At 61.3% G+C, this 18,699-nt stretch carries 14 protein-coding genes; 7 read left to right on the top strand and 7 right to left on the bottom strand.

What is annotated here, in order from left to right:
• Positions 1–55: 55 nt before the first annotated feature.
• From LDZ23_RS30155 to LDZ23_RS30125, 7 genes are read right to left on the bottom strand one after another with little or no spacing between them, the layout of a single operon-like run.
• Positions 56–1,831: a glycoside hydrolase family 15 protein gene (locus LDZ23_RS30155; protein WP_244808658.1), complete on the bottom strand. Its 1,776-nt coding sequence runs from the start codon at positions 1,829–1,831 to the stop codon at positions 56–58.
• Positions 1,832–1,836: 5 nt separating this feature from the next.
• Positions 1,837–2,838 (bottom strand): SDR family oxidoreductase, encoded by a 1,002-nt coding sequence (locus tag LDZ23_RS30150; RefSeq protein WP_244808657.1) that lies wholly within the window; start codon positions 2,836–2,838, stop codon positions 1,837–1,839.
• Positions 2,838–4,532 (bottom strand): GMC family oxidoreductase, encoded by a 1,695-nt coding sequence (locus tag LDZ23_RS30145; protein WP_425306914.1) that lies wholly within the window; start codon positions 4,530–4,532, stop codon positions 2,838–2,840. The genes LDZ23_RS30150 and LDZ23_RS30145 overlap by 1 nt, the downstream gene beginning before the upstream one ends.
• Entirely contained in the window at positions 4,483–5,130 is a 648-nt protein-coding gene (locus tag LDZ23_RS30140) for a gluconate 2-dehydrogenase subunit 3 family protein (RefSeq protein WP_244808656.1), read from the bottom strand. The genes LDZ23_RS30145 and LDZ23_RS30140 overlap by 50 nt, the downstream gene beginning before the upstream one ends.
• The gene (locus LDZ23_RS30135; RefSeq protein ID WP_244808847.1) at positions 5,127–6,044 is read right to left on the bottom strand and encodes a hypothetical protein; all 918 of its coding nucleotides are present in this window, start codon (positions 6,042–6,044) and stop codon (positions 5,127–5,129) included. Before LDZ23_RS30135 ends, LDZ23_RS30140 begins: the two co-directional genes overlap by 4 nt.
• Before the next feature lie 38 nt (positions 6,045–6,082).
• Positions 6,083–7,189, bottom strand: coding sequence for an enolase C-terminal domain-like protein (locus LDZ23_RS30130; protein ID WP_244808654.1), 1,107 nt, complete (start codon positions 7,187–7,189; stop codon positions 6,083–6,085).
• 14 nt (positions 7,190–7,203) lie between these two features.
• Positions 7,204–9,000 carry a thiamine pyrophosphate-requiring protein gene (locus tag LDZ23_RS30125; protein ID WP_244808653.1) on the bottom strand — a complete coding sequence of 599 codons (1,797 nt, stop codon included), beginning with the start codon at positions 8,998–9,000 and terminating at the stop codon, positions 7,204–7,206.
• A gap of 823 nt (positions 9,001–9,823) precedes the next feature.
• Between LDZ23_RS30125 and coxB the strand changes: the two genes are divergently transcribed.
• The 7 genes from coxB to LDZ23_RS30090 all read left to right on the top strand — a co-directional run bounded on the left by coxB (position 9,824) and on the right by LDZ23_RS30090 (position 18,697).
• Positions 9,824–10,879 (top strand): cytochrome c oxidase subunit II, encoded by a 1,056-nt coding sequence (gene coxB / locus LDZ23_RS30120; RefSeq protein WP_244808846.1) that lies wholly within the window; start codon positions 9,824–9,826, stop codon positions 10,877–10,879.
• Positions 10,880–10,889: 10 nt separating this feature from the next.
• Positions 10,890–13,490 carry a cytochrome c oxidase subunit I gene (gene ctaD, locus LDZ23_RS30115; protein WP_244808652.1) on the top strand — a complete coding sequence of 867 codons (2,601 nt, stop codon included), beginning with the start codon at positions 10,890–10,892 and terminating at the stop codon, positions 13,488–13,490.
• The gene (locus tag LDZ23_RS30110; RefSeq protein WP_244808651.1) at positions 13,490–13,969 is read left to right on the top strand and encodes a hypothetical protein; all 480 of its coding nucleotides are present in this window, start codon (positions 13,490–13,492) and stop codon (positions 13,967–13,969) included. Before ctaD ends, LDZ23_RS30110 begins: the two co-directional genes overlap by 1 nt.
• A gap of 1 nt (position 13,970) precedes the next feature.
• Positions 13,971–15,296, top strand: a complete 1,326-nt coding sequence (locus LDZ23_RS30105; RefSeq protein WP_425306913.1) for a c-type cytochrome — start codon at positions 13,971–13,973, stop codon at positions 15,294–15,296.
• 931 nt (positions 15,297–16,227) lie between these two features.
• On the top strand, positions 16,228–16,467 hold the full coding sequence (locus tag LDZ23_RS30100; RefSeq protein ID WP_244808650.1) for an RraA family protein: 240 nt from the start codon (positions 16,228–16,230) through the stop codon (positions 16,465–16,467).
• Between the two features lie 42 nt (positions 16,468–16,509).
• The gene (locus LDZ23_RS30095; RefSeq protein ID WP_244808649.1) at positions 16,510–17,802 is read left to right on the top strand and encodes an MFS transporter; all 1,293 of its coding nucleotides are present in this window, start codon (positions 16,510–16,512) and stop codon (positions 17,800–17,802) included.
• The gene (locus LDZ23_RS30090; RefSeq protein WP_244808648.1) at positions 17,777–18,697 is read left to right on the top strand and encodes an SMP-30/gluconolactonase/LRE family protein; all 921 of its coding nucleotides are present in this window, start codon (positions 17,777–17,779) and stop codon (positions 18,695–18,697) included. The genes LDZ23_RS30095 and LDZ23_RS30090 overlap by 26 nt, the downstream gene beginning before the upstream one ends.
• Positions 18,698–18,699 lie beyond the last annotated feature (2 nt).

Raw genomic sequence — 18,699 nt, 5'->3', positions numbered from 1 at the left:
TTGTCTAACGGCGAAATCGCCTGCTGTCTCCGTGACCGGGACTTTAACGATGTGGCTAACCGCCGCCTCGTTGCAACGTCGGCCCGCATAAGCCGAGCGCCGTATTGACGACTGCAAGATGGCTAAGCGCCTGCGGGAAATTTCCGGCCAGTTCGTGGCGCTGCGCGTTGTACTGTTCGGACAGCAGCCCGACATCGTTTGCCGTGGCTAGCACGCGTTCGAACTGCTGCCGCGCCTCTCTTGTGCGCCCTTGAAGGTTCAGGCAATCGGCCATCCAGCATGAGCACGCGAGAAAAGTGCCTTCGTTAGCGTTCCCGGCGTGCCGCTCTAGGCGTCGAATCAAACCGTCCTCGCAGAGGTCGCGGCGGATGCGTTCAATCGTCGAAGCCATGCGCGGATCGTCAGCGCACAGAAAGCCGACGAGCGGCAACAACAAGAGGCTCGCATCCAACGTTTCGCTGCCGTAGTACTGCGTGAAGCTGCCGAGCCCTTCGTTCCAGCCTTCGCGAAGCACTTCTTCGCGAATGTGTTCGCGCAGTGAAGCCATCCTCTTCGCGAGTGGCGAAAGGGCGCTTTCCGCTGCGCAATGCTTCACGAAACGATCGAGCGCGACCCAGACCATCACGCGCGAATAGGTGTAGTGACGGGGTTCACCGCGCGACTCCCAGATGCCCGCGCCGGGCAAGTGCCAGATTTTCTCGAGATGTTCGACGATGCGCGTCTCGATTACCTGTTCCTGGTCCGCCGACTCGAGCCCGCCGCGTCTCGCCACATCGAGGCAATCGATGACTTCTCCCAACACGTCGAGCTGATGCTGATGCGCCGCTGCATTGCCGATGCGTACGGGCTTCGCATACCGATGACCTGGCAGCCAATCGACGTTCCATTCGCGCAAATGACGCCCGCCGTCCACGCGGTACATGATCCGGCTGCGCTCCGGCGCGCACGCGATCGCGCGCAGCAGCCAGTCGCGCCACGCGCCGGCTTCTTCGTAGTAGCCGGCGTTGAGCAGCGCAACCATCGCGAAACTGGTGTCTCTCAGCCACGCGTAGCGGTAGTCCCAATTGAGCCTTCCTCCCGGCGCTTCCGGTAGCGATGTTGTCGGAGCAGCGACGATCGCGCCGGTGCGACGATGGATGAGCGCCTTCAGAGTCAAAAGCGAACGACGGGTCTGCACCGGCCAAGCCGTGCGGTTGTCGTCGAACGTGCTAATCCAGTCTCGCCAGAAGCGTTGCGTCGAACGCAGGGCGATGTCGACGTCGAACGCTTCGGGAAGCGGTTCGTGCGCGTGACCATAGCTCAACGCGAACTTCATGGATTCGCCCGCTGCGACGGTGAAGGTCGCGAGTATCGCTCCGTCGCAGACCGTCATCTCGACATTCGCACGAAGTAGGACACGGTCGGTTCCTATACGGGCCTGCATCGCGCCGTCGACGCGTTCGATGAGCGGCTCGAGTTCGCCGTAGTTGAAGCGCAGCCGCAAATCCGAGCGCATCTCGACGACACCGCGCAAGCCGGTCACGATGCGCACGACCGAACTCGGACCGTCGCTGACGGGCATAAAGTCGGTCACGCGCGCCGCGCCTTCGCCGACCTCGAAGTCGGTTTCCATGATCAGCGTGTCGTGCTGGTAGCGACGCGCGTTGCGCTCGATGCGCATGACCGGGCTGAGCGTCCAACAGCCGTTGTCCGAGGTGCCGAGAAGTGCGGCGAAGCACGCGTCGTCGTCGAAGCGTGGCCAGCATAGCCAGTCGATAGAGCCGTTGCGGCTGAGCAGTGCAGTCGTTTCGCCGTCGCCTAGGAGCGCGTAATCGTCGATGGGGCGGCTCATTCGGCTCAGCTCCGTTTTTTAGCGACGAAGTGCAGCAGGCCCACCGCGCCAAGGCTCGCGAGCCCCCAGAAAAACGAGCGATGGCGATCGGTGAACATCTCCCAGCTATGCTGCCGGGCTTCGTCATCGAACCGCCCATGTGCCCCAAAGTCGCCCGGCACAGCTTCGAACAGATTGCCTGCTGCGTTGTATTCGAGCGGCTCGTCGGTGAGCTGACCATCGTATCCCGCGCGTGCCAGGTATCGGTCGATTAGCGCGGGCGCGATGCGGTTCGCAAGAATAGCCTTCACCGTCGAGAACCCGAGCCATACTTCGCGCCGTCGGTGTGTCGCCGCGAAAAAGATCGCGCGCGCCGCGACTTCCGGCTGAAAGATCGGCGCGACCGGCCGCGCGCGCTTGCCGGTCTTGTTCATCGACCAGTCGAACTGCGGCGTGTTGATCGCCGGAAGCTCGACCACCGTCAGGTGGACCTTGAGCTTGTCGTGGATGATTTCCGAGCGCAGCGAATCTGTAAAGCCGCGAATGGCGAACTTCGCGCCGCAATACACCGATTGCAGCGGTACCGAGCGGTACGCCAGCGCCGAGCCAACATTCACAATCGTCCCTCGATTTCGCGTTCGCATGCGCGAGAGCGCCGCCATCATGCCGTGGACCTGACCGAGATACGTGACGCGCGTACCGCGCTCGATTTCCTCGGCCGTGAGCGCGGAGACGGGCGCGAAGGCGGTCGCCATCGCGACGTTGACCCACACATCGATTGGGCCGAGCGTGTCTTCTACGTGCGATGCCGCTGCCTCGACGGCGCGCGCATCGGCGACATCGGTCGACATGGCGAGCGCGCGCACGCCGAAGGCCGCCTCGATCTGCGCAGCGGCTCGCGCGAGCCGCTCACCATCGCGCGACAACAGTGCGACGTCATAGCCGTGGCGGGCGAACTCATCGGCAGCTGCACGCCCGACGCCCGCACCGGCGCCGGTGATGACAGCAATTCTTCGTGTCTCGCTCATCAGAGATCTCCACGCGCGGCGAGCGCCTCGATACGGTCAGCGGTGCGCAGCGCGATCGCCTGTATGGTCAGCGACGGATTCACGCCGCCGACGGTCGGGAAGACGGAGCCGTCGCAGATCCACAAGTTGTCGATGTCCCAACTGCGGCAATCGCCATTGACGACGCTCGTCGAAGGGTCATCGCCCATGCGCGCAGTGCCGTTGAGATGGCAGGTGTCGTCGATTTCGCGCCAGACGTCGCGCGCACCCGCCGCTTCGAGCGCGAGGCTCATGAAGTCGAGCGAATGCGCGACCAGTCGCTTGTCGTTGTCGCACAGCGAATAGGTCACGCGCGCGATGGGCAGGCCGTACTGATCCTTTTCGTCGGCGAGCGTCACCCGATTGCGCTCCTGTGGCATGGTTTCCCCGACGATCTTCAGCCCCGCCTGATGGTTGTACTTCTGCATCTCGTCGAGCAAGGACTGGCCCCACAGACCTCTACCGTTCTGCGTCGATGCCCATGCCACCGGCAGCGGTCCTTGGCTCATATAGCAATACCCGCCGAAGAAGTCCTTGCCTTTGTCCTCGTAGTTCCAGTGCTCAGTCAGCGCGAGCGACGGCGGCCCTTTGTACCAGCGCACTTCTTCGTCCATCGTGCCCCACGCGGCCTGATTGGTCTGAACCATCAAATTCTTGCCGACGAGGCCTGAACGATTGGCGAGGCCATCGGGAAAACGGTCCGTCGCGGAGTTGAGTAAGAGCCTCGGCGTTTCGATTGCATATCCGGCGACTACGACGTTGCGTGCGCGCTGAAACTGCCAGCGTCCTTCGCGAAAGTATTCGACCCCAGTGGCGCGCCCGTCGTCACCCATGACGATGCGGCCGACCATCGCGAGATCGCGGACTTCAGCGCCCGCGCGCACGGCGCGCGGTATCCACGTGACGAGCGCGCTTTGCTTCGCGTTCGTCGCGCAACCCGAGACGCAAAAGCCGCGATAAACGCACGGATGCGCTTCGCCGCGCGGCGCGGAGACCGTGGCGAGCGGCGTCGGCGCCCAGTCGATGCCAAGCGCTTCACAGCCGCGCGCCAACACGAGCGCCGCGGCGTTCAGCTCATGGGCGCGATACGGATAGCGCGGCCGCTTTGGACCCCACGGATAGTTCACTGGTCCGGCGATCTTCAGCGCCTCTTCGACTTCGGCGTAATAACGCCACATTTCGCGCCAGTCGATCGGCCAGTCGGTGCCGTAGCCGAGCAGTGTGCGCGACTTGAACCATTCCGGCCGAAAGCGCAGCGAGACCATCGCGAAGTGAACTGTGCTGCCGCCGACGGCTTTGCCGCTATTGTTGTTGCCGAGCTTGAGCGGATTCTCGCCTTCGCAAATGCGCTCGTCTGTCCAGAAGAGCTTGCCCTGATGGGTCTCATCGGACGCGAACTCTTCAAGCGGACGCCACCACGCGCCGGCATCGAGCGCGACGACCTTGAAGCCTTTCTCCGCGAGACGGCAGGCAAGCGTGCCACCGCCCGCGCCCGTGCCGACGATCGCAAAGTCCACCGCTTCGTCCTGCGGATACTCGCGCATTCGAACCCATGCGCCGGGATGGAACACGTCGGGCGCGCGACCATTCTTCCCGCGCGGCATGTGCTGCGCGTCTTGGGACGAATCAGCGGGCACGACGATTCTCCTTCTGCGCGGCCTCTTTGTGGCCGGCATTTGCTTCGACGGCTTCCCATGGGTCGCGCCGGTCGGCGACCATGCGTACATAGCCGCGCGGATTGGCCGGGCCGCCGAAGCCGATTTCGCTCCACACATGCGGATGCGCGTAGTACATCCCGCAGATGTCGTGCAGCACACGCTCGGCGAAGAAGAGGGCGGGCGGCATACCGTTCCATTCGGCGCTATCGAGCTTGCCTTGCTGCATGTCGACGAGAAGCGCATGCTGGCGGTCATGCTCGATGCTCGCAAACGGCAGTTCGTGACGCGCCCGGCTTTCGGCATCCAGCGCGCGAAGGCCGATGCGCCACGCGTCGCGCATGGGCGGCAGACGCGCATCGCGATATCCGTCGCCAGTATTCTTCATTAGGCGCGCATCGACGAGAGCGGCGACCGGCACGTTGGGGCGCTGACTGTCCTGTGGCACGATGCATGCGCACAGCGCGCAAAGCCCGCGCCATTCGACAGCATCGAAGAAGTGCGGCCCGTCGGGCGTCGCGAGCCGCTCGTCGATGACATGGCGCGTGACGTCGTCCCACGAAGGCGTGTCACGCTTGGTCATCACGTCGTAGCCGGGATAGCGGGGTAGGTCCTTCATTTCTTCTCGGTCTCCCGAAGACGCAGCGCCGCGAGTCCCGCGAGTGCGAGCGCCGAAAAACTCGGCGGTGCGGGCAGCGGCGGTCCATTAAAGAGATTTTGGCTCCAGTTGCGCCAGCCGCCACGCGCGCGCGCGACGCCGCGGGCATGAAATCCGACACCGATGAACCCGAGTGCCGTCGTCACGCGCAGCCATAACCGCGTGAACCAGCGCTCGCGCGGACGAGCGAGGGCGGCATTGACGAGCAGCGCCGATGCGACCGGCGGAACGACGATCGGCGCATACATGACCGGGTTCTGGAACGCACCACGAAAATGCAGCAGCGCGACTTCGCCGAGGGTCCCGACCAGTCCTGCGCTCGTGACGAGCGCGAGCGCCTGTCCCGCCGGCATGCCGAAAAGACCCGGCTCGTGCGCGGGCTCGTCGCGCAACCGCTCGGATACCGCGCCGAGTGCGCCCGAGAGCAGCAACGCCATCGGTGCGCCGATCGGCGCCGCATAGAACAGGTTATGCCAGCTCCAACCGCCGGGGCGCTTCGTGATGTTGTAAAGATGGAACCCGGTCCCAGCGACGCCGGCGAGTGCCGCGCTGACATAGACTGCATTGCGCACCGGATGATGCGTCGGTTCGTGATCGGAGCCGCCATGCAAGCCGGCGAAGAGCGACAGCGTCGAGACGACGAGCGGGGTGTACATCGCGGGATTGTCGAACGAGCCGCGATAGTGCTCCATCGCGCTGTCGGCGAGCACGGACAGCGCGAGCAGCGCGGAACTGTGATTGAAAGTGCGCGCCGTATCGATGTGCATCTGCATCGCCGGGCGATGCGGCTTGCGCCCGCCCAGGCGCACGAGCGCGAGTCCAGCCGCAGCGATTGCGCAGCCAATGGCGATGTCGATTGTTCTGGTTTGCGTCATGTTCTTCGCTTCGTTGTGTTCCATTCGCTCGCCGCGCGTCAGACCGCATACCGATGCGCATCAGCATGCCTGAAATCGAGTCCGCAACCCGGTCGCGACCAGTCCGGCGCGATCGCGCCGTCGCGCGCACGCGGTGCCCCGTCGAAGAGCATCGACTCGATGCGCACGTGATCGTGAAACCATTCCTGATGCCGCAAACGCGCAGCTGCGCACGCTACATGCAGATGGAGGGCGGGTGCGCAGTGGGCCGACAGCGGAATATGAAACGCGTCGCACAGCGTTGCTGTGCGCAGGAAGCCCGTGATGCCGCCGCAGCGAGTGGCATCGGCCTGGAGCACATCGATGGCTTCGTTGGCGAGCAGCGCGCGGAAGTCGTCGATCGTGTAGCCGTATTCGCCCGCAGCGAGTTCCATATGCGCGGGCAGTGCGTCGCGCAACGAAGCCAGGCCGGCGAGATCGTCCGACGACACCGGCTCTTCGAACCACTCGACGTCATGCTGGGCGAACCGTTGGGCGTAGAAGAGGGCCTGCTTGCGATCAAACGCCCCGTTGGCATCGACGAAGAGGCCTGCGTCATCGCCGATCGCTTCTCGCGCGACGGCCACGCGATGCGGATCGCGCGAAGGCTCGGTACCGATTTTGATCTTCACCCATCGGCATCCGTCTTCGTGCACCCAGTTCGAGAGCTGGTCGCGAATGTCGTTGTCGCTGTACGTGGTGAAGCCGCCGCTGCCATAAAGTGGCACGCGGTTGCGCACCGCGCCGAGCAGACGCGCGAGCGGCAAGTCGAGCAGGCGCGCCTTCACGTCCCACAACGCGCAGTCGAGCGCCGATATCGCGCAGGCGGCGATCCCCGAGCGGCCAATGTTTCGCACGCGCCGCTGCATGCGTATCCAAAGGGCGTCGATGTTCCAGGCGTCTTCGCCGACGAGTGTCGGGGCGAGCGTCGATTCGATGAAGCTCGCGGTCGTCGCGTCGTTGTAGGTATAGCCGATGCCCGTCTTGCCTGCTGCGGTAAGCTCTACAACCACGAGCGTCGTCGATTTCCAGGCGAAAGTACCATCGGCTTCGGGCCGGTCGGTCGGGATGGTGTAGGCGCGCGCCCGAACCGCTTCGACCGGTGCCTCGCGTTTTGTGAGGTGCATTAGGCTGGCCTCCGTTAATTGTCCTTATGTCCCGGCAACACTGCACCCAGCACCTGTTTCGCAGTGTCGACGATGATGTTGCCTTCGTTCGGATCCCCTTCGAAAAGCGTCGTAGCGAAAGCTTTTGCCTGTTGCAAGGTGATGTGCGGCGGCAGTGGGGGAACATTTGGATCGGCTTTCACCTCGATCACGACGGGCCGGTCTGAGCCCAGCGCTTCATCCCATGCTGCGCTCATGCGCTCGGCGTCATCGACGTAAATTCCCCGAAGTCCGATCAATTCAGCGAAGCGGTGGTATTGCACCGACGGAATGTCTTGCGACGCTTCGAACTTCGGGTCACCGTTCATGACGCGCTGTTCCCAGGTAACTTGATTCAGGTCATCGTTGTGAAGCACCATGCAGATCCAGCGCGGATCGGACCATTGCTTCCAGTACTTCGCGACCGTGATAAGCTCGGCCATGTTGTTCATCTGCATTGCGCCGTCACCCACCAGCGCGATCACCGGCCGCTCAGGGTGCGCGAATTTTGCCGAAATCGCATAGGGCACGGCTGCGCCCATCGACGCGAGTCCCCCGGAAAGCGAGCACATCATGCCGCGCTTGACTTTCAGATCACGCGCGTACCAATTTGCGCATGATCCCGAATCACTGGTGACGATGGCGTTGGACGGTACGCGCGGCGATAACTCCCACACCGTGCGCTGCGGGTTCACGCCCGCGGTTCCCGACACTAGCGCGCGCTTCTCGAGCTTTTGCCACCAGTCGGTCATCCAGCCTTCGATGTCCTTGCGCCATGCGCGATCCGTGCTTGGTTCGAGCAGCGGCAAAAGCGCGCGCAGCGTCTCCGCGCTGTCGCCAACAAGATTGACTTCCATCGGATAGCGAAGGGACAGCATGTCGGGTTTGATGTCGATCTGTACTCCGCGCGCCGCGCCTTCTTTCGGGAGGAACTCCGAGTAAGGAAAGCCCGAGCCGATCATCAGCAAGGTGTCGCATTCGGTCATCAACTTGTAGCTCGGCTCCGTGCCGAGCAGACCGATCGAGCCGGTCACGTAGGGCAGATCATCTGGAAGCGCGGCTTTGCCTAAGAGTGCTTTCGCGACGCCCGCGCCGAGTTTTTCCGCCACCGCGATCACTTCGTCGGTCGCCTGCAACGCGCCCGCGCCGACGAGGATCGCGACCTTCTTGCCCGAGTTGAGGATCTCCGCGGCTCGTTGCAAATCATCTGGATACGGCACGGTCTTGGGCGCGCGATAGCCTACCCCGGAGTGCAACGTCCCGTGTTTGCGCGGCGGCGGCTCGTATTTGAGTTCCTGCAAATCGTTTGGGAATACAAGCGCAGCGACTTTCCGCTCGCCCAGCGCAGTTCGGACGGCTCGGTCGACAAGATGACGAACCTGGGCGGGAACACTTGCTTGTTGCACGAAGGCGCCCGCGACGTCCTTAAACATCGATTGGAGGTCGACTTCCTGTTGGAAGTGGCCACCGAGCGATGCGCGCGCTTGCTGTCCGGCGATGGCGAGCACGGGCATGTGGTCTAGTCGTGCGTCGTAGAGACCAGTGAGGAGGTGCGCTGCACCAGGTCCGGATGTCGCCAGACAAACCCCAAGCTCGCCAGTGAACTTTGCATGCGCTGAAGCCATAAAGGCAGCCATTTCCTCATGCCGCGTCTGAACGAATTCGATCTTGCCTTGCGCACGATTCAACGCCCCAAGGATGCCGTTGATACCATCGCCGGGATAGCCAAAAATGCGACGCACGCCCCATGCGTGCAGGCGGTCGACCAAGAAATCGCCGACGGTGATAGACATGGTTTGCTCCTTGGTTGCAGCGAAGAAGATTGTGACTTGGGCTGAAGTCGATATGTCATAACGTGATGCAATGAATGTGCCGCGTTCGGACGGACGAGGGGCTTAAGCGCATCGAAGGCACCGTTAGTCTTCTGCAAGCAAGCTTCGCAACGCCCTTATTGGTCTAGATGTAAGGCAGCGACTCGATGGACGCATCGTTCGCCTTGCGAGTGAGATGCGCCTATACATGACGACGATCTTTGTCTCACAGCTTGCGTTCAACGAGCTGTGCGCGCTCGCAGGAGAACCAACACTCCGGCCAGGCGGGCCTTGAGACGCTCGGCGAGCTCCCCGATCGTCGCCCACAAGCGTCCCGGCGTGTCGCCCGCGTGGACCGATAGAGACGTTTGAAGCGCGGTGATCCCGGGCGATTGCGCTAACGCTTCGGATTGCCGCAGCTGCGTTCTCAGGACCTGTCGATAATGCGAGAGGTGCTGCACATCGTCACTGCCGTGCACCGCGCGCCTTACATGTTCTTGTCGATCAGCCGACACCGCTGCTACCGCTAACGTTAGGTGCAAGCCGCGCCAAGCTCACGTCAGCGATCCGTTCGCGCACGCCCTAGCAAACTTTGCAAGCGTTTGAAAAAATATCACACTGTGATACATATCGTTTGGGGTGAGTCGTAGGACGTGTGCACCGGTTGCGTCGCGCGACCAAATTGGAATAGCAGTTGCTCAGCGCTCAGCAAGCCGACGCAGCCAAATCTGGCATTGATCGGGCGCAGGAAGAAGGCGGAAGTGCATTCAAGCGATTTCGGTCCGAAGATCCAGGAGACAGCGTGGTGCGCCGTGTTCTCGTGTCGGTTGTGCAGGTCGGAGCCTTGCTCTGTGCCGCGCTCCATCATCTCGGCGCCCTCGGCGCCGAAGCGCCTTCGCGCGAAGCAGACTTGCTGGCGGCAGCGTCGACGCCGCTCGCGTATTTTCTGCGCAGCAAGGGGCCCGCTGCACAGCCAGTCATTTATCTCGGATGGACGCTTGCGACCATATGCGTGCTCGTGTGCGTGATCATCGCAGCAATGCTTCTCATCGGCATGTTTCGGCGCAGGAAGCAACAGGACGCGCGAGCGCTCGTCTCCGAGGGTGGGCTGCGTTTGGTCTTTGTTGGCTCCCTGCTCTCCACAATTGCGCTTTTCGGCATTGCCGTCTATATGCTTTCTGTGCTCGCGGAGGTCGCAGACCCGCCAAATGCGCCAGAGTTGACTGTGGCGGTTACTGCCTACGATTGGTGGTGGAAAGTCGACTATGGAGAGGGCGAGAGCCACTTCTCAACGGCCAATGAGTTGCATATTCCATCCGGCGTGCCGGTGCTCGTGCTGCTGAAAAGTGCCGACGTCATCCACGCTTTCTGGGTGCCGGACTTGTCGGGCAAGACGCAGACGATTCCCGGTATCACAAACCGGCAGTGGATTCAGGCGGACCACCCGGGGATTTTTCGAGGCCAATGCACGCAGTATTGCGGCGTACAGCACGCCCATATGGCGTTCGAGGTGTACGCACAGCCGCAGGCAGACTATGACCGTTGGTACGCCGCGCAAATGAGGGCAGCACCCGCACCGTCGACAGCGCAAGCGATACGAGGGAGGAAGCTCTTCGAAGAACGCTGCGCGGGATGCCATACGGTTCGGGGCAGCAAAGCCGCCGGCGTTCAGGCGCCCGATCTCACCCACGTGTTGTCGCGTCGGCTGCTTGCGGCAGGAAGCGTCGTCAATACACCGGAGAACCTGATCGACTGGATCCAGCACGCTCAGGAAATCAAGCCCGGCACGCTCATGCCCGACATGAAGCTCGCGCCCGCTGAAGCGAGCGACTTGTCGTCCTACCTCGCCACTCTCAAGTAAGGAACAGACGATGGCCGCTATCGGTGATCGAAGCGCTGCGCAGGCCCATCGGGTCGCCTTCCGACGCGAGCCTGAGTTTGGCAGCGTCCCTCAGGGGTCGGAGGCCGAAAAGCACCTGCGTGAAATCTGGGAAGGCGATGCCGGTTGGCGCGGTTTCATTACAACCGTCGATCACAAAAAGATCGGCTTGCGCTACATCGTGACAGCCTTCCTGTTTCTTTTGCTGGGCGGAATTGAAGCGCTTGTTATGCGGCTGCAGCTCGCACAGCCCAACCAATCACTGGTGACGCCTGGCCAGTTCGCCGAACTTTTCACGATGCACGGCGTTACGATGATCTTCTTGTACGCGCTTCCGGTGCTCAGCGGCTTCTCGAATTACCTGTGGCCGCTCATGTTGGGATCGCGCGACATGGCGTTTCCCCGTCTGAACGCGCTTTCGTATTGGGTCTTTCTCTTTGCCGGCATCTTCCTTTATGGCAGTTTTCCGTTCGGGCAGGCGCCCAACGCCGGCTGGTTCAACTATGTGCCGCTTTCATCCCTGGAGTACAGCCGGGGAATAAATATCGATGTCTATTCCCTCGGTATGGTGCTTCTGGGCATCTCGACGACCGTTGGGGCAGTGAATTTTGTGGTCACGCTTTTTCGCATGCGCGCGGTCGGCATGTCGGTGGACCGGCTGCCGATTATCGTGTGGGGCACGCTTACCATTTCGTGTGCAAATCTCTTCGCCGTGCCGTCGGTGAGTCTGGCGTTCCTGCTGCTGTGGATGGACCGAAATATCGGTACGCATTTCTTCGACGTGGCGAGCGACGGCCGGCCGCTGCTCTGGCAGCACTTGTTCTGGATGTTCGCGCATCCGTGGGTTTACGTCGTCGTGCTGCCCGCTATGGGCATCGTCTCGGATGCCCTGCCGACCTTCTGCCGTCGTCCCCTCGTCGCGTACGCGGCTGTAGCGATGGCTACTGTCGGCACGATGATTGTCGGTTTCGAAGTGTGGATCCATCACATGTTCGCAACCGGGATCACGCCCCTGGCACTGGCCTTCTTTGGCGCGGCGAGCTTGCTCATTTCGATTCCAAGCGCGGTCGCCGTATTTGCATGGGTCGCGACGATATGGACTGGACGGCCCGTTTTCGCCGTACCGTTCCTCTATTTCGCGAGTTTTGTGCTGATGTTCGTCATTGGCGGCGTCTCCGGCGTGATGACGGCCGCAGTGCCGCTCGACTGGCAGCTTACCGAGACCTACTTTGTCGTGGCGCATCTGCATTATGTGCTGCTGGGGATCAATGTTTTCCCGGTCTTCGGCGGAATCACCTACTGGTTTCCGAAGTTCACCGGACGGATGATGAATGAACGATGGGGCAAGATCGCGTTCTGGATCATCCTCGTGGGCTTCAATCTTGGCTTTTTCCCGATGCACATCTCGGGTTTGCTCGGCATGCCTCGGCGCATCTACACCTATCCTGAAGGCATGGGGTGGGATACGTCGAATCTGATCACGACAATCGGTTCCTTCATTTTTGCGTTAGGCGTGCTGCTCTTTGTGGTGAACGCACTCGTCTCGGCACGCCGCGGACGTGAAGCGCCGAAGAACCCGTGGGACGCGCCTGGGCTCGAATGGTCGACCGAGTCGCCGCCGGCGCCGTACAACTTTGCAGTCTTGCCGGTGATCGAATCGCGGCATCCGATGTGGGAGGATCGCCTTCAGCCGAAGGGGCGGCAGTCGAGCCTGGCATCGGGTTACCTGCTTCATCGGGGACGGGAAGCGCTTGGAGTACACCCTTTCAGCGGCAGCCCCGATGTCATTCTTAAGATGCCCGAAGATGCGTGGTCGCCGTTTTTCCTCGGGCTTTTTGGCGCGCTTGTTTTTCTAGGCGTGCTGCTGCGCTCGCCATCTTTCACCGTTGTGGCACTCGCGGCGGCAGGCGCAACACTCATCGCGTGGATGTGGCCGCGGCGCGCGCTTGGGCAGCGCGAGCCCCCCGAACCCGCGCAGACAGTTCCCGCGAACACAGGCAGAAGCAAGGATGCTCTGCCGGTCGGAAGTGCGGGGGAGCACTCAGGCGGATGGTGGGGTGTCTTGGCACTCGTCGCGACGGAAGCCAGTCTTTTCGGTTATCTGATCTTCTGCTACTTTTACTCGCAATCGCAGACGACCCTCCCGTGGCCGCCGGAGGGCATGCCGAAGATCGGCACCGGCGCGCTGAGCACCGGCACACTCATCTTGAGCAGCGTGTTCGCGTGGCTCTCAGAGCGAACGCTCAAGAAAAGCAAGCGCTGGCAAGCATTCGGTTGGATGTTGGTCGCTATTGCGCTGGGCATCACCTTCGCTGGCATGCAGTGGAAGGAGTGGCACGACCATCCGTACGGTATTACCGCTCATCTCTACGGTTCGCTTTACTTCACTATCACGGGCTTTCATATGGCCCACGTCGCCGTCGGGCTAGTTATTCTGGTTCTGCTCGCCGTATGGATAGCGTTAGGGTACTTCGACGCGGAGCGCAATGCGCCCATGCGAATTGGCGGACTCTACTGGCATTTCGTCGACGTCGTCTGGCTGTTCATCTTTACGTCGTTGTATGTGACGCCGTTCTGGATGCGAGGCCACTGATGCAAACACTCGTCTCCGCGGAGAAGTCTGCGCTCACCGAAAGCGAGAAGCGCCGTCTTGGCCTATGCGCGAGTGGAGGCTTTTTCTTCGCGCCCGGCGCATGGCTGCTTCAAGTGATGATCTCCGAGACGATCTCCGCCCAAGCCTGCTCCGCTGGATCGATCACGCGTGTCAAACCAGTCCTTCCGAATCTCGTCGGATGGTTGTATGGAACGTCGATCGCTGCCTTCGCCGTCGCGGCCATATGCGCCGCACTCGCCGTGTACGGCTTCGTGTTCCTAAGGCACAAGGAAAAGCGGGTCAAAGAACGGCGTTCGGATGCAGAGTCGTCCGAGGAGCCATCGCGCGATGAGGAGGAGGTGAGCCGTAAGCGGTTCGTTGCACTGTGCAGCGCGCTGATCGGCTGCGGATTTGTCGTCGGGCTGTTGTTCACGGTCCTTGCGGAAGTGTTCTTCCAATCTTGTAGCCAGTGGCATTGACATGAACGCGATCAGAACCCGAGATTGGCTTGTCAACGCGCTCATGATTGTGGCGCTAAGCGCATGTGGCGAACGCTCGACGGATCGTTTGTCCGACAACATTTCCGCGCAGTCACCGTCGACGACCGATCCGAATCTGATTGCGCGAGGCGAATATCTTGCAAAAGCCGGCGACTGCAGCGCCTGTCACGACGCTGCGGACCACACGCCGCTGGGCGGCGGCATGCCTGTGAATTCGCCTTTCGGTCCGATCTATGCGACTAATATCACACCGGACCCCGAGTTCGGTATCGGGCGCTATAGCTTGCGAGACTTCGCCGACGCTCTGCGCGAGGGCAAACGCCGCGACGGCAAGCGGCTTTATCCGGCGATGCCATATCCTTCGCTTGCGAACTTGACCGACGATGACGTGACCGCGCTGTATGCGTATTTGATGCACGGCGTCGCATCGGCCGCCAAGCGCGCGCCCGAGACGCACTTGCCGTTTCCATTCAACCAACGTTGGGGCATGCTGTTCTGGAGTCTCGCCTTCGGCAATCACGACCGGTACCAAGAGAATTCCAAACAAACCGCGCAGTGGAACCGAGGCGCATATCTCGTACAAGGACTTGGACACTGCGGTGCGTGTCACACGCCGCGAGGCCCCGCTTACAATGAACTCGGCTATAGCGAAGCGTCACCATGGTATCTGACTGGTGGCGTCAATGATCACTGGCTCGCCCCTAATCTGACCGGCGATCCAAGCAGTGGTCTCGGGCGCTGGTCGGCGGACGACATCGTTAGATTCTTGCGAACCGGCCACGGCGCGGGTGCAATCGCATTTGGCGCCATGGCCCCTGTAGTTGAGGAGAGCACGCAGCATCTGTCCGAAGCGGATCTTTATGCCATCGCACTCTACTTGAAGTCACTTCCGGCTCGACAGACCTACGGCAGTTTCTCAAACAACGCGCACGCGCGGGTGCAAACTGCACGAAGTATTCGGACCGGTGAAGTCGAGCGTCCTGGCGCCGGTGTGTATCTATCGTTTTGCGCACGATGCCACCAGGCGGACGGACGGGGTCAGCCTGGAAAAGCTGCAGCGCTCGCCGGCAATCCGCTTGTGCTAGCCGACGATCCGACATCAGTGATGCGCATCGTCATAGAAGGCAGTAAGAGTCCCAAAACCGACACGGGACCCGAACCTCAGGAGATGCCCGGTTTCCACGGCAAGCTGACGTCCGCAGAAATTGCTCAAGTGGTGAGCTTCATTCGTGGCGCTTGGGGCAATCACGCCGCACCGGTGGCGGATCGGGAAGTAGAGCGCCTGCGATCGGCGATCCACCAGTGAAGGGCGCCTGCAGTGCCGTAGAAATAGCGGAGAAAGGCATTCAAATGCTCATCGAAACATTGCAACTACGGGGGCTCCTCATCGTCCATTTGTTGGTGCGCGAATGAGATGTCTTCAGGGGTCGCAGCGCAGCATCTGGCTATCCGTGGTTGGAGGCATGCTGGCTGGCGGGGGCGTTCTGAACGTGCTGAACGAAGAACTTGCTGAGGACCGACGAAGCCGGGTTGCCTGTTGACGAGCCGCGGCAACAATTGCCTCGCGCCCACGACAACGCGCTCTGGGTTTTGCAGCTTTGCGCACGCCGGGGGGTGGGCGGGCAGAGGCGGCCACCCCTTCCTTAATGTCAACGTGACAAGAGAGCCGCCCCGCCAGCATTTGCCGTCGATATCAAGCAGCGTGGCACGACCATGGCTCAATGAACTGCAACCTTCGACTCAGTATGCTGCTTCGAGTACTTTCATCGGCGCGCCACTCGTCCTGCGCAAAGTTATCGCGGACATTCTGGATCGCCCGCGGACCGATGCGCGGCTACTCTACGCAGTGCCTTCGGACTGCGCTCCCGGTCTTCGGAACTGTCACCGGTCCGTCGGTATCTCGACCAAAACCAACGGGCACCTCGCAACATAATTCGCGATGCTGCATGTCCGGCGGCCCGGCGGGCGGTTCACCCTTGACACTTAAGCACCGACCGCGGCGCACTGTTGCAAGACGTCGAGATACTCTGATCGCCACAACCACGAAGCAATCGACGTCGCTTCGACAGCGTCGGTCACTTCTTGGAGATCGTCCGCGTCGATCCTTTTGTCTCCGTCGACATGGCGTCAGCGCCGCTCTCAAGAGTGTCGGGCGTGCCTTCTAACTGCTTGCGCGCGAGGTCCCAAAACTTTTCAACCCCGCCGGTCCGACCAAGGGCCTTGACGGCCGTATCGGTGTGCCCATTTCGCTGGGTGGCGTTTCAGTCGAGCCGGGCGATCTGGTCATCGGTGACTGTGACGGCGTCGTCGTCATCCCGCGTGCTGATGTGGACAAGGTCCTGAAGGCAGCGGAAAAGAAGCTCGAAGCAGAAGCGCAACGAATCGCCGAAATCCGTGACGGCATTCTGGTTTCGCCGTGGCTCGACGACGCACTGCGCGCCGCAGGCGTGATTGGAAAGGACGAAACACTCGAGTAATCAGCTGCGCGGTTCAAAAAACACATATTTGGAGACGATGCAATGAAACGCCGATATTGGATATACCTGTTCTTATTTTTATTGACGGTCGTGAACTACGTCGACCGCGTCGCGTTATCCATTGCGTCGTCCCAGATAAGCAAGGAGTTGTCCCTGTCGCCGGTCAATCTCGGCTACCTTTTTTCATCGTTTCTTTGGCTGTACGCTGTCGCGCTCATCCCGATGGGCATGCTGGTCGACCGGTTCGGGAGCAAACGCCTTAACGCGTGGGGCATCGGGTTCTGGTCGCTGGCGACTGCATTAACCGCTTTCACGGGCGGGTTCATTTCTTTGCTGGCGACCCGACTTTTGATGGGCCTAGGTGAATCGACTTCGTATCCCGCCGGCGGCCGAGTGATTCGCGAGTGGGCGCCTGCCTCGGAGCGCGGAATCGCAACGTCCATCTTTCACGCGGGCAGTCTCTTGGGACCGGCCATTGGCGCTATCGGACTAGGATGGGTGGTGACGACCTACGGTTGGCGCGCCGCGTTCTTGGTTGCCGCGTCAACTGGGTTTGTCTGGTTGGCCGCACGGCTGTTGTGGTTCAGACAGCCGGAGGACGTGAAGTGGCTGAGCGCGCAGGAGCGTGAGCACATCCTTTCGTCTCGAAACACCGTAGGACCTTCGAGCACGGTAGAGCCGGCGCGGCTCGGTTTCGGCGCGTTGGTTCGTTCGAAAACCATCTGGGCCATCGCTTTCACTCATGGTTGCGCCGTATATGCGACCTATCTCTTTCTCACCTGGATGCCAAGCTACCTGCAGGCGGAAAAAGGCATGAGCATCACGCGAAGCGCCCTTTTCACCGCGCTTCCTTACGCCGGTGCAGCGGTGCTTGGTGTTTTGATCGGCATGTGCAGTGACCGGTATCTGCGCGGTAAGAACATCGCCGGTGGCAGTCGCAGAGCCGTGGTCGCCATATGCTTGCTGATGTCCGCACTCATTCTGTTGGTTCCGATGGCCGACCAGCTGTGGCTCGTGATGCTTCTGCTGACTCTCTCCCTCACTGGCTGCACCGCCGCAGTCGCGTCGAACCTCTCGCTGGTGAATGACTTGTTGCCGTCTAAAAAAGATTCGGGGACGGCCATCGCGATGATTAGCGTAGGCGGCAACGGCTTCGGCCTGATGGCTCCTATCGCAACCGGCTACGTCGTATCGATGACGCATAGCTACCAGGCAGGGTTCGTTATAACTGGAGTTTTGGTGCTGGCGGCCGCTGCTGCAACGCTGGTGCTGACCCGTCGTCCTATCACTGCAACGGAGACTACGAGCGATGTTTGCATTACCCGAAACGCTTGAGGCTCAGCCGTTTGCGTGCTTGCCCGACGAGCTGCGCACCGGTAGTCAAAAAAGTGAATGGAATGCGGGCCAACCGGCTGGCCTGCACGCTTCGAGTTTCCTTGAAGGACCGTCTTTTGACCGCAACGGCGTTCTCTGGTGTGTGGATGTAGTCAACGGGCGACTGCTCAACATCGACCAAGAAGGTCACTTCTCGGTGGCAGTGGAATACGACGGCTGGCCGAACGGTCTCAAGATCCGTGAAGACGGTCTCGTATTCGTTGCCGACTACAAGCACGGCATCATGGTGCATGAGCCGGGCTCGAACGTTGTAAAGCCCTTTTTGGTTCGTGCAGGCATGGAGCGATTCAAGGCCGTCAACGACTTGTTCTTCGCGGCCAATGGGGACCTTTTCTTTACAGATCAAGGACTCACCGGCCTTCATGATCCGACCGGGCGCTTATTCCGCGTAACGCGGGACGGAAAGGTCGACTGCCTGCTGTCGAATGTCCCCAGCCCGAACGGCCTGGTGATGGACCTTGATGAACGTGCGCTGCTACTCGCGGTCACGCGAGCGAATGCGGTGTGGCGGGTGCCGATCCTCAATGGTGGTGTTGCAAAGGTCGGTACCTTCATCCAGCTTTCGGGCGGGGTTGGTCCTGATGGTCTCGCGCTGGATTCCTCGGGCGGTCTCCTGATTGCCCACGCCGGTATGGGAGCCGTCTGGGTTTTCAATGCTCGGGGTGAGCCGACTTACCGGGTAAATACGCCAGCCGGAAATCTTTCCACGAACCTCGCGTTCGGCGGGCCTGAAAACCGAGACATCTTCGTCACGGAGTCTCGAAGCGCCCAGATTTACCGAGCACGCGTCCAGGTTCCGGGCAAGGACATGGTTTCGCATCGGCCCGCGATCTAGCG

The sequence above is a fragment of the Caballeronia zhejiangensis genome (assembly GCF_022879815.1).
In the GTDB taxonomy this organism is placed as follows: domain Bacteria; phylum Pseudomonadota; class Gammaproteobacteria; order Burkholderiales; family Burkholderiaceae; genus Caballeronia; species Caballeronia zhejiangensis.
The sequence above is the reverse complement of the archived record's forward strand: the minus strand, read 5'-3'. Positions and strand labels throughout refer to the sequence as shown.

Excerpts from the sequence above, each read along its gene's own strand:
- LDZ23_RS30135 (WP_244808847.1), bottom strand. The coding sequence starts at position 6,044 with ATGACGCAAACCAGAACAATCGACATCGCCATTGGCTGCGCAATCGCT.
- LDZ23_RS30140 (WP_244808656.1), bottom strand. The coding sequence starts at position 5,130 with ATGAAGGACCTACCCCGCTATCCCGGCTACGACGTGATGACCAAGCGT.
- ctaD (WP_244808652.1), top strand. The coding sequence starts at position 10,890 with ATGGCCGCTATCGGTGATCGAAGCGCTGCGCAGGCCCATCGGGTCGCC.
- LDZ23_RS30105 (WP_425306913.1), top strand. The coding sequence starts at position 13,971 with ATGAACGCGATCAGAACCCGAGATTGGCTTGTCAACGCGCTCATGATT.
- LDZ23_RS30155 (WP_244808658.1), bottom strand. The coding sequence starts at position 1,831 with ATGAGCCGCCCCATCGACGATTACGCGCTCCTAGGCGACGGCGAAACG.
- LDZ23_RS30090 (WP_244808648.1), top strand. The coding sequence starts at position 17,777 with ATGTTTGCATTACCCGAAACGCTTGAGGCTCAGCCGTTTGCGTGCTTG.
- LDZ23_RS30125 (WP_244808653.1), bottom strand. The coding sequence starts at position 9,000 with ATGTCTATCACCGTCGGCGATTTCTTGGTCGACCGCCTGCACGCATGG.
- LDZ23_RS30145 (WP_425306914.1), bottom strand. The coding sequence starts at position 4,532 with ATGCCGGCCACAAAGAGGCCGCGCAGAAGGAGAATCGTCGTGCCCGCT.
- LDZ23_RS30110 (WP_244808651.1), top strand. The coding sequence starts at position 13,490 with ATGCAAACACTCGTCTCCGCGGAGAAGTCTGCGCTCACCGAAAGCGAG.
- LDZ23_RS30095 (WP_244808649.1), top strand. The coding sequence starts at position 16,510 with ATGAAACGCCGATATTGGATATACCTGTTCTTATTTTTATTGACGGTC.
- LDZ23_RS30150 (WP_244808657.1), bottom strand. The coding sequence starts at position 2,838 with ATGAGCGAGACACGAAGAATTGCTGTCATCACCGGCGCCGGTGCGGGC.
- LDZ23_RS30130 (WP_244808654.1), bottom strand. The coding sequence starts at position 7,189 with ATGCACCTCACAAAACGCGAGGCACCGGTCGAAGCGGTTCGGGCGCGC.